This window comes from Bradyrhizobium sp. LeoA1Lang (assembly GCF_055413685.1).
Map to the genome: position 1 here is coordinate 1 of NZ_JBVAPG010000223.1, position 10262 is coordinate 10262.

Sequence of the window (10262 nt, forward strand, 5' to 3'; positions counted from 1 at the left end):
ACTGCTGATGCATTGCGATTGATGGCCTTGACACGAACCATCCCATGTGAGGTTCTGGCTGGCTGGTTACCCGCCTCGATACGCCGCCCTTCTCAGGCCGTCATCACCCAGATTCCGCCATAGCTCTACAGAACCCTTCATTTGCTGAGATCGAACCGGGAAACGCAGCGTCGCGCTCCGACCCCCGCCTTTCAAACAGTCTGAACACGAGCTTGTGAGTCTTCGCTCTTGACACATCCCGCGGCCCGGGATGTATATGAACTATACGGTTTAGTGTATTTCGGAGACCGAGAATGTCAACACTTTTGTGGTCGCTTGCAAAGGAAAATCCCTGGCCGGGGCTTGCGCTCGCATCCCTGAACCTGGTTGTTGCTCTGTCCCTCGTGGGCCTGAGCCTCCTGCTGGGCGTTACGATATCCTTGCTTGCGGGGTTGCATGCGTTCGCCGGCAGCCGGCCCTGGATCGCGCCGAAGGCACTTCTGCGCGGGAGCCGGGCGCAGTGAGCAGAACATCCGTCTTGTCAATGCGTGCGCGTGGTTCAGTCGAGACTCAAGCTCCAGTGTGGAGTTACTTTCTGTGGGTCGGCGGAGCGCTGCTCGTGCTACTCTTTGCAGCCAATTCCCTGCTGCCAGCGACCCCGCCGAGAAGGCTCATCGAACCTCATTCTACACTTCCACCGATTCGGATCGCCTCCGAGCTGGAGAGACCGAAAGCGGTCGTCATCGATACCAGCCAGCCTGGTTTCCTGCCGATTCTCCCCCACAGGGAGATTGGAGCCCCCTCGCGGCTCAGCTTCGAGGCAGCCGATGCTGTACGACAGCCGCCCGCGTCAATATCCGAGCAGGCCGATGCGAGTGACGGGAGCCCCGCAATCCGGGTCCGTGAAACGTTGGCGCAGTTCGGTCCGGGAGTTTCTGATCGAGCCGGCTCGAGCACGAGGTCAGTCAGGCTGACCTCGGAACCGCAGCGCAATTTCGCTCAGAGTCGCTCCGAGAAGCGGCCGCGACCTACTCGACATCCGAGTTTCAATAGCGCTCTCAAACGGTGCGCTTCGCTGAGCCACGCCAAAAGTTCGTGTCGATAGGCCGTCAGAGACCCTCGCCACACCGATAAGACCACCGGTCAGTTTTTCACCCACAGCCACTGGATACACCTCATGTCGAAGAAGCGATTGTTAGCGACTATCGTTTTGTCCGCCACGTTCGCTGTTGCGGGCGCGAGAGCCGATGTCACCCACACACCTTTGGACGCCACAAATAGAGGCGTAGCCGCACAAGGCGATACCGATGAGGCGGCGATGCGTCGCCTGCTCGAGCAATTTCGCAGAATAAAAATACCACTGAGTCAGGCGGTAGCGATTGCCGAGCGATTACATAACGGTTCAAGGCCCGTGGACGTTAGCTTTGAGATATCCGGTCCGGCCATTTATCGCGTGCGGACGGTAAGAAATGAGCGCATTTGGGAAAATGTCGTAGATGCGAACACCGGAAGCGTTACAGAAAAGGAAATCTTATCATCGCTGAAGGAGCTCGATCGAGAGTATCTAAGCAAAATCATTGCTCTGAAGACGGTTGAGCAAGAGCTGTCGGACGCCGTACGCATCGCCGAGAAAGCTGGAGCGGGAAGCGCTGTTGCCGGAGGTTTGATGAAGCAGGATGGAAAACTCAACTTCGTGGTCATCGTCGCCAGTGGCGATCGCTTGAAGGAAGTCATGCTCGAGCCGCCCCCAGTCCGCACGGAAAAGTCAGTTCACCATTAGGCGCCGTCGTACATGCGGTTCAGGGTCATGCAGCCAAGCGTCGCTCCTCCTCACCCCCCTCTTGATCACTGCCTGAAGCCCTCTTCAAGAAGCGAGCCAAGGCGGCCTTCCGTGAATCGCGGTCCAACGCATAGGCTCTGCCTGAACTCAACGCCATCAAGAAGGCCCTGAATGTAGCCCGAGATTGTGTCCGCAGCCATGATGAGCGCCGTGTCAAGCGTATGGATAAAGGCGCGCAAGGGGGACGACCAGCGGCGCCGCGATCGCTGCAATTTTTTTTGGCCGACCTCTTGAAACGACTTTCCGTTTTTCTAAGTCAATTTTCGCCGCAAGAGCGGTGTGCCGGGCGCCAGATCGGGCCCGGTGCGGGCGCCGGGCCGGGTATCTTCGGACCCCGTCTGAAACCCCTGTCCTGCGCTCCTTCGTACCCATCTTGCTCTATGGAGGACTTGGTTATGAGGACGACCTTCGACTTCGCGCCCCTGTGGCGCTCCACCATCGGCTTCGACCACCTGGCCAACCTCGTCGATAGCACAATGCGCCAGGCGACCGAGGATCACTATCCCCCGTACAACATCGAACGCTCCGGCGAGGACCACTACCGGATCTCGCTCGCCGTCGCCGGATTCGGAGCCGACGACATCACGCTGACCGCCGAGCAGAACGCGCTCACCATCGAGGGCAGGAAGCCTGAGAAGGCGGCCGGCGAGTATCTCTACCAGGGGATCGCCGCGCGTCCGTTCCGGCGCGTGTTCAACTTGGCCGATTACGTCCAGGTGAAAGAGGCCTCTTTCCGCGACGGACTGCTGATCATCGATCTCGTCCGCGAGGTGCCCGAAGCAATGAAGCCGCGCCGGATCCAGATCGCGGGCGGCGCGTCTCCTTCGCAGATCGAGCAGAAGAAGGCAGCCTGACGCCAGCCAAGGTTCGATGGCGGAACGCGGCGCGCGCAAGCGCAGCCGCGCTCCCTCCCCATGCAACAAAGGAGAACAACCATGGCAATTCGTGATCTCATTCCCTGGTCGCGGAATCAGGAACTTACGCCGACGCGCGGCAACTACGATCCATTCATGACGCTTCATCGCGAGATGAACCGCCTGTTCGACGATGCCTTTCGCGGCTTCGGCGGGACGAGTCTGTCGCCACTCATGGAAGGGCAATTCGGCTGGCCCAAGATCGAGCTCAGTGAGACCGATAAGGCACTGACCATCACGGCCGAACTGCCCGGCATGACGGAGAAGGACGTCCAGATCGAAATCGCTGGCGGTGTCCTGACCATCCGCGGCGAGAAGAAAGCCGAGCGCAGCGACGAAGGTAGGTACTTCACCGAGCGCGCCTACGGCGCCTTCGAGCGGCGGATCCCGCTGGAAGACGTGGAAGAAGACAAGGCCGAGGCGTCGTTCAAGAACGGCGTCCTGACCGTGTCGCTGCCGAAGTCGGAAAACCCGCGCGCGGGCGTCAAGCGTATCGCCATCAACACGAAGTAGCGACATCCGGGCGGCGGCCCCGCCGCCGTCCGGCACCAACTCGAACCCGTCCCGAAGAAAGGAGCGTAGGGAGGCAACCGATGAGCAACGCAAACACGAACACCAGCAATCTCAACCCCATCTTCCACCCGGCCGCGCACTATGCCTCGCCGGAGGACGTGCTGAAGGACGATGAGCTCTCCGTGCCGGAAAAACGGATCATCCTGTCGTCCTGGGCTTCCGACATGTTTGCAGTCGAATCCTGTCCTGCCCTGCGGGAGATTCCCGGCATGAGCCACACCATTCGACTGGCCGATATCCTCGCCGCGCTGCGGCGGCTGGACGACGACGACCCGCCCCGACCCGGCGGCGTCCCCATGCGGCTGCGGCGGCCTTGGGCCGCCGCGCAGCGGAGGTCCGTCTGATGTTCACACAAGCCGTTCTGACCATGATGCTCCTAGGCAATGCCGCGGCGGTATGGGCCGTCCCCTTCGTCGTCATGGTAAGAGGCGGGCAAGCGCGGTGAGCACCGAACAGTTGGCGTTAGTCGGCATGGTCCTAACGCCGATCGGCGCGCGAAGTGTCCGCGTTAGATGACTGCGGGGATCATGGTTCGACGCCGATTAACAGCCGCTCATTCGGTCAAATTACAACGCACGCCGTTGAGGCTCACTTGCAGGCCGGCTGAATCGTGCCTCATCTGCTGGATGGAAGCTCCCGTCAGGTGAGCATCGAAGGCCTCGCGTGAGGCATAGACTTCGTACAGCATGACCGTGTCGGCTTCCTCTTGCGGCACGAGGATCTCGAAAGCCAGAGTGCCAGGCTCGGCCGCCCTGCAACGAAGCGCGTGAGCGTTCAGGTGCTTGAGATATTCGGTCCGCTTACCGGCGGCGGTCTTGATGGTCGCCACGACTGCTAGTTTGGCCATGTGCTGATCTCCCGGTGTTCTGGTTCAGGTTTACGATTTCGCTGCCGCCATGCGGCGAGCTGCTTCTTCGCCCAGCTTTGTCACCACGTTGGCCGGGCGCAACATGACGACGAGATCGGTCATCTGGCCGGCCTCGTTGAACCGGACCGGCCGGATGCGGTGCGTTTGTGCGCAGGTTTGAGCTCTCGTTACCCATATATTCACTCTCCGTCAGTTGAAGGTTTGGCAGGAGAGCCGGCAAATCAGCGGGCGGCGGCGACCAGCTTCGCCGAAAACACCGCGTCAGGTCCGATAACGCGCGGCCGGTTTGGCGTTGCCGAAGCCTGCCGCCAGAACGCCGCGCGCCTTCTCGAAAGCGTCCCACGCCGCCACGTCGGGCACCGGTGGAATCGTGACCGGTTCCTTGCGATCGAAGCCGATCAACGCCGCATCCACGAGGTCTTCGACCTCCATGACATTGGGCACCTTGCCGGCATCGCCGCCGGCGCGCTCGTAGATTTCCGTGCGCGTAGCCGCGGGCAGCACGGCCTGCACATAGACACCCTTCGACGCAACTTCGGCTGCAAGGCCTTGCGACAGCGTCATCAGGTAGGATTTGGTCGCGGGGTAGATGCCACGGGAGTATTCGGGGAGCAGAGCCAGCACCGATGCGATGTTGATGATCGCGCCATGGCCGCGTTCGACCATGCCGCCGATGACGGCGGACGCGAGCAGCGTCGGCGCGACAACGTTCAGCCCCAGCAGATCGTCCATCTTGCTTGGGTCAGCGGTTGCGAAATCGCCGATCAACGCAGCACCCGCATTGTTGATGAGGATTTCGATGGGCGGATCGGAACGGAGGCGCTTGAGAACCGGTGCGAGTTGGGAGTGGTCGACCAGATCGGCCGTAATGACTTCGACCGCAATGCCATGTGCATTGCGCAGTTCGCCCGCGAGGGCGTTGAGCCGGTCGGTCGCGCGTGCGACGAGGACGAGGTCGTGGCCGCGTGCGGCGAGACGGCGTGCGTAGACCGCGCCGATGCCGCTCGAAGCGCCGGTGATGAGTGCGATCGTCATGGATGTTGTCCTGGTTAGGCTTCCGGCATCGCAATGCGCTGCCGGGGATCGGTGGTGAAAGATCGTCGAGGCGGCGCTGTCAGCCGCGCGTCCTCAAATGAAGCATCGGATGATGCTCTAATGACCGGCGCCGTTCTTCACGATCGCGTCTTCCGAGGTGATCGTCTCGATGTCGAGATCATCGGCGATCTGATAGAGCGACACGCCATAACCGCCGCTCGGGTCCATGACCGGGCCGTGCGCGATGACCTGTCCCTTGTCTAGCACGTCATCCAGGAACGCGCCGTGCTGCTTCATCCATGTCTTCTCGTCGGCGGTCATGGTCGCGAGAAAGTCGGCGCGCGGCGGGATGTACTTGCACAAATAGTACTTCATAGGTCGCTCCTCGGCGAAAGAGACAATTCAGCTTGCCCGGTGATCGCTCTGTTGGGAGATCAATCGGCCACGCCCTTCTGCTTGCGAAAACTCTTCTCGAAGGTCTTTTCAGGGACGAAGCGCCGCATCAGGCGGAGACGGCCCGCCATTGTTCCGGGCGTGTAGCGAATGCCCGGCTGCTTTTCGGTGGCGGCCTGCACCACCTTGTCCGCCACGGCCTCCACGGGGTCGCCGGCCGCGATGCCGTTGCGCCAGGTCGCGTTCATGGCCGCGCGTCCCTTGTCGTAGACGCTCAGGATCCGATCGGGCTTGTCGCCGTTCTCTTCCAGCGCGGTGCGGGTGAAGACCGGCTCGACCAGCGAGACACGAATGCCGAATGTCCGCAGCTCGTGATCGAGCGATTCGGAATAGCCTTCGACGGCGTGCTTGGTGGCGTTGTAGAGCGCCGTATATGGTCCGGGCAGGAAGCCGGCCACCGAACTGATGTTGATGATACGGCCCTGGCCCTGCCGGCGCACCGACCGGGATGCGTCCCCAGTGCGTCCCTGCTAGGTTTCACGAGGGGCCGCGAAAATCGTCTTCTTGGTTAAGGCATTGAGGTTAAAACAAAAAATGGTGCCCAGGGGCGGAATCGAACCACCGACACTGCGATTTTCAGTCGCATGCTCTACCAACTGAGCTACCTGGGCAGGTCGCGGGAGGGCCAAAAAGGCCGAGCGAGCGGGCGGGTTATAGTGGGGTGGAGGGGCGATGTCTACCCGGCTTCGCCTTTGGCTACGCCGGGCGCGGCCCCGCATCGCAGAGCCATCATGGGCGCGCCGCGTTATCCCCAACTTATTGGTAAGTCTGATCTATTCCTCCTCGGCCTGGTCGTCGCGGCCGGGGACGATGTAGGTGCCGGAGAGCCAGCGGTTGAGGTCGACGTCGCGGCAGCGGGCGGAACAGAAGGGGCGGAAGGCATGCTCGGCCGGCTTGCCGCAGATCGGGCACGGCCTGGACGGCGTCTTGGACGGTTTCTCCGCCTTCGCAGGCGCCTCCGCGGCGCCCGCCTGTCTTCGCTGTTCCGGCATTCAACCAACCGTAGCGGTGTTCAGCCAGCCGTATCGGATCGGAAACCCTTCGCCGCCGAGCAGCGTGACCGTTTCATAGAGCGGCAGGCCCACGACATTGCTGTAGGAACCGACCATCTTGACCACGAAGGAGCCGGCAATGCCCTGCACGGCATAGCCGCCGGCTTTGCTGCGCCATTCGCCCGAACCGATATAGGCCTGGATGTCATCCTCACTCAAACGCTTGAAACGCACGCGGGTTTCGACCAGGCGCTGGCGGAACGCTTCCCTCGGGGTCACGAGGCAAATCGCGGTGTAGACGCGGTGGTTGCGGCCCGACAGCAGGCGCAGGCACTGCGCGGCCTCGTCGACCAGCTCGGCCTTCGGCAGGATGCGGCGGCCGACCGCGACCACGGTGTCCGCGGCCAGAATGAAGGAGCCGCGGATGTCGTCGTCGAGCTGCACCGATTTCAGCGCCGCTTCGGCCTTGGCCCGCGCCAGGCGGTTGGCGCAGGCGCGCGGCAGCTCGCCCCGCCGCGGGGTCTCGTCGACATCGGCCGGACGCAGCGCGTCGGGCTCGATGCCGGCCTGGTTGAGCAGGGCCAGCCGCCGAGGCGAGCCGGAAGCAAGAACGAGTTTAGGACGGCCAAGCATGCAGGTTCTTGGAGGAAGCAGGATTGGGTGGGTAAGCGCGCGCGGAACCTATCGGAAGGGGCCTTCTTTCACAACCGTGGAACCCGGCTGCGAATCATTTCCATCAGGAGGATACAGGGCCCCATAAGCACAGCTCTTTGTCAGTGAAGCGACAAGGGGGCGTGGGCGGCGCGATGCGGCCTACGCCTGTGCGCGCGGAGGTGCCAGTTGATGTGCCCTCGCCCCTTGTGGGAGAGGGGCTGCTCAGGTGGTCGATACGGACTCTGTTGGGTGAGGGGTTGGCTCCGCGAGTGGTGGTCCCTCGATAGACCTGACCCTCACCCGGATTGCATTCCGCTTCGCTGCATGCAATCCGGCCTCTCCCTTGCAGGGAGAGGCGGGAGCAAGTGAGAATGGCGGGGCAATTGCCTGAAGCTACTCGTTTGTGGCGCCGGCTCTTGCAAAACGGCGGCGGATGCGGGTCAGGAGGCCGTCGCAGACTTCGCGATAGGCTTGGAGTTTCTGCTCGCGGTTGCCTTCGGTGCCGGTGGGGTCATGGGTCGGCCAGTATTCGACGTCGGCGGCAAGCGTGCGGGTCAATTCCAGCGCCTTGTGGTGGGCTTCCGGCGACAGCGTCACGATAAGGTCGAAATTGAGCCCTTCCCAATCCTCGAGCTCGTCGAAGGTGATCGGCTTGTGGGCGGAGATATCCTGGCCGAGCTCGGCCATCACGGCGACCGCGAACGGATCGAGCTCGCCCTTCTTCACGCCGGCCGAGCGCACATAGAGTCCTTGCGGAAACATCTGCTGCAACAGGCTCGCCGCCATCGGCGAGCGCACGCTGTTCTGGCCACATGCGAACAGCACGGCCTGCGGATTGCGCGCGGGCGGCGCCCCCATCGCTTAAGCTTTGTTGGATTGCGGCCGCGCGCGCCTCATGCGTCCTGCCCCTTCCAGTGGAGGACGCAGATCAGCGTGAACAGCCGCCGCGCGGTCTCGAAATCGATCCGCACCTTGCCCTTCAGCCGCTCCTGCAGCGTGCGCGAGCCCTCGTCATGGATGCCGCGGCGGCCCATGTCGATGGCCTCGATCTTGTCCGGCGTCGCGGTCCGGATCGCCTGGTAGTAGCTATCGCAGATCATGAAATAGTCCTTCACGATCCGCCTGAACGGCGTCAGCGACAACAGATGCGCCACCACCGGCGTGCCGTCTTCCCGCCTGATGTCGAACATCAGCCGGTTGCCGGTGATCGCGATGTGCAGCGTGTACGGCCCGGGCTCCGTGCCAACAGGCGCGAACAGGTTCTGCTCGATCAGGTCGTAGATCGCGATCGCGCGCTCATGCTCGATGTCCGGCCCGGAACGCCCGATCGATTCCTCGTCAAGCGTCACCGCGACGATGCGATTGTTGGGATCCTCCTCAGTGGGCGGCTTGTTCATGAGAGGTTGAGGCGCAGTCCGACGGAACGGGAATGGGCGTCCAGCCCCTCGGCCTTGCCGAGAGTCATCGCGGCCGGCCCCAGCGCGCGCAACTGGTCGGGGCCGCATTTGAGGATCGAGGTCCGCTTCATGAAGTCGAGCACGCCGAGGCCGGAGGAGAACCGCGCCGAGCGCGCGGTCGGCAGCACATGGTTGGAGCCGCCGACATAATCGCCGATCGCTTCCGGCGTATGCGGGCCCAAGAAGATCGCGCCGGCGTTGCGGACCTTGGCCGCGAACGCTTCGGCATCCGCTGCCATGACTTCCAGATGCTCGGCCGCGATCGCATTCGCGAGCGCCACCGCATCGTCGAGATTTTTCACCAGGATGATCGCGCCGAAATCATTCCAGGAGGCGCGTGCGATTTCTGCGCGCGGCAGGGTGACGAGCTGCGCTTCCACCGCGCGCTCGACATCGGCGGCGAGCCGCGCGCTGTCGGTGATCAGGATCGATTGCGCGCTCGCGTCATGCTCGGCCTGCGCCAGGAGATCCGCGGCAATCCAGTCGGCATTGGAGGTCGCGTCGGCGATCACGAGCACTTCGGAAGGACCCGCGATCATGTCGATGCCGACCTTGCCGAACACCAGCCGCTTGGCGGCGGCCACATAGGCGTTGCCGGGGCCGACGATTTTTGCAACGGGCGCGATCGTGGCCGTGCCATAGGCAAGCGCCGCCACCGCCTGCGCGCCGCCGACGCGATAGATCTCGGAGACGCCGCCGAGCTGAGCGGCCGCCAGCACCAGCGGGTTGAGCTTACCGTCGGGCGCCGGCACCACCATCACCACGCGCGGCACACCGGCGACCCTCGCCGGCACCGCATTCATCAGCACCGAGGACGGGTAGGCCGCGGTGCCGCCGGGGACATAGAGCCCGACCGCTTCGACCGCGCTCCAGCGCCAGCCGAGCTCGACGCCGAGCGGGTCGACAAAGCGCTCGTCCTTCGGCATCTGGCGCTGATGGAACGTCTCGATGCGGTCGCGGGCGAGCTTGAGCGCGTCGACCGTGGCGGCTTCGCAGGTCGTCACGGCGGTATCGATCTCCGCCGCGGTGACGCGCAGGCCGGAGGCGTCGAGCTCGAGCCGGTCGAACTTACGGGTCGCCTCGATCAGTGCGGCATCGCCCCGCGCCACCACGTCGTCGACGATCGCGCGCGTCGCGCGCTCGACATCGGCCGAAACTTCGCGCTTGGCGGCAAGGAAGGCGGCAAAGCGCTGCTCAAAATCGGCACTGCTTCGGTCCAGGCGGAGGGGCATGGGGCGTTCTTGTGATTGAGATCAGGGTCCCTGCTCAATGGCGCGGCGGATAGGGGCCGTCAACCCTCGATGGCCGACAAAGGAGCCGGGCGGTAGGGTGGGGGCAGCCGGGCCTGCCCCCCCACAAAACGCGGGGGGGGGATTGGGGGGACCCGGGCCGTTGGCCCCCCAACCGCACATTTACCCGGGCGCCACCGAAAAACACCCCCCCCGGGGGGGGGCGCGGGGGGCGGGGCCGCGAGAGAGGGACAGCGGCGGGGGGGGG

General features: G+C 63.5%; 14 protein-coding genes, 1 tRNA gene and 1 pseudogene. 5 read left to right on the forward strand and 11 right to left on the reverse strand.

Translation table 11 applies throughout. From position 1 onward, the window contains the following. Window positions 1-293 precede the first annotated feature (293 nt). Window positions 294-503, forward strand: a complete 210-nt coding sequence (locus ACZYOF_RS39350) for a hypothetical protein (protein WP_282526747.1) — start codon at window positions 294-296, stop codon at window positions 501-503. Window positions 504-1156: 653 nt separating this feature from the next. Continuing rightward, window positions 1157-1759, forward strand: coding sequence for a PepSY domain-containing protein (locus ACZYOF_RS39355; RefSeq protein WP_463719113.1), 603 nt, complete (start codon window positions 1157-1159; stop codon window positions 1757-1759). A 25-nt stretch (window positions 1760-1784) separates the two neighbouring features. Here ACZYOF_RS39355 and ACZYOF_RS39360 read toward each other — a convergent pair. Continuing rightward, window positions 1785-1989: pseudogene (locus tag ACZYOF_RS39360) on the reverse strand (integrase); the annotation flags it as partial. A gap of 225 nt (window positions 1990-2214) precedes the next feature. On the opposite strand from ACZYOF_RS39360, the gene ACZYOF_RS39365 reads away from it, so the two are divergent. From ACZYOF_RS39365 to ACZYOF_RS39375, 3 genes are all read left to right on the forward strand, one after another. Further along, window positions 2215-2673 carry an Hsp20 family protein gene (locus ACZYOF_RS39365; RefSeq protein WP_130578869.1) on the forward strand — a complete coding sequence of 153 codons (459 nt, stop codon included), beginning with the start codon at window positions 2215-2217 and terminating at the stop codon, window positions 2671-2673. An 81-nt stretch (window positions 2674-2754) separates the two neighbouring features. Continuing rightward, the gene (locus ACZYOF_RS39370; protein WP_463719114.1) at window positions 2755-3246 is read left to right on the forward strand and encodes an Hsp20/alpha crystallin family protein; all 492 of its coding nucleotides are present in this window, start codon (window positions 2755-2757) and stop codon (window positions 3244-3246) included. A gap of 80 nt (window positions 3247-3326) precedes the next feature. Further along, window positions 3327-3650 (forward strand): hypothetical protein, encoded by a 324-nt coding sequence (locus ACZYOF_RS39375; RefSeq protein WP_130578871.1) that lies wholly within the window; start codon window positions 3327-3329, stop codon window positions 3648-3650. A 209-nt stretch (window positions 3651-3859) separates the two neighbouring features. Here the strand turns inward: ACZYOF_RS39375 and ACZYOF_RS39380 are convergent, their stop codons facing one another. The 10 genes from ACZYOF_RS39380 to hisD form a co-directional block, all read right to left on the reverse strand. Beyond that, a complete protein-coding gene (locus ACZYOF_RS39380) occupies window positions 3860-4153 on the reverse strand; it encodes a putative quinol monooxygenase (protein WP_282526746.1) in 294 nt (97 codons plus the stop codon). Between the two features lie 282 nt (window positions 4154-4435). Then, entirely contained in the window at window positions 4436-5209 is a 774-nt protein-coding gene (locus ACZYOF_RS39385) for an SDR family NAD(P)-dependent oxidoreductase (RefSeq protein ID WP_463719115.1), read from the reverse strand. Between the two features lie 117 nt (window positions 5210-5326). After that, window positions 5327-5584, reverse strand: a complete 258-nt coding sequence (locus ACZYOF_RS39390) for a YciI family protein (RefSeq protein WP_463719116.1) — start codon at window positions 5582-5584, stop codon at window positions 5327-5329. 59 nt (window positions 5585-5643) lie between these two features. Continuing rightward, entirely contained in the window at window positions 5644-6102 is a 459-nt protein-coding gene (locus ACZYOF_RS39395) for an SDR family NAD(P)-dependent oxidoreductase (RefSeq protein ID WP_463719117.1), read from the reverse strand. A 95-nt stretch (window positions 6103-6197) separates the two neighbouring features. Then, window positions 6198-6273, reverse strand: a tRNA-Phe gene (locus tag ACZYOF_RS39400). Between the two features lie 162 nt (window positions 6274-6435). After that, the gene (yacG, locus tag ACZYOF_RS39405; RefSeq protein WP_130578881.1) at window positions 6436-6654 is read right to left on the reverse strand and encodes a DNA gyrase inhibitor YacG; all 219 of its coding nucleotides are present in this window, start codon (window positions 6652-6654) and stop codon (window positions 6436-6438) included. Further along, window positions 6655-7287 carry a Maf-like protein gene (locus ACZYOF_RS39410; RefSeq protein ID WP_130578882.1) on the reverse strand — a complete coding sequence of 211 codons (633 nt, stop codon included), beginning with the start codon at window positions 7285-7287 and terminating at the stop codon, window positions 6655-6657. A gap of 414 nt (window positions 7288-7701) precedes the next feature. Further along, window positions 7702-8166, reverse strand: a complete 465-nt coding sequence (locus tag ACZYOF_RS39415) for an arsenate-mycothiol transferase ArsC (RefSeq protein ID WP_282532346.1) — start codon at window positions 8164-8166, stop codon at window positions 7702-7704. A gap of 35 nt (window positions 8167-8201) precedes the next feature. Beyond that, a complete protein-coding gene (locus ACZYOF_RS39420; RefSeq protein ID WP_130583723.1) occupies window positions 8202-8705 on the reverse strand; it encodes a UPF0262 family protein in 504 nt (167 codons plus the stop codon). Beyond that, window positions 8702-9997: a histidinol dehydrogenase gene (gene hisD, locus ACZYOF_RS39425; RefSeq protein ID WP_282532345.1), complete on the reverse strand. Its 1296-nt coding sequence runs from the start codon at window positions 9995-9997 to the stop codon at window positions 8702-8704. The genes ACZYOF_RS39420 and hisD overlap by 4 nt, the downstream gene beginning before the upstream one ends. Window positions 9998-10262 lie beyond the last annotated feature (265 nt).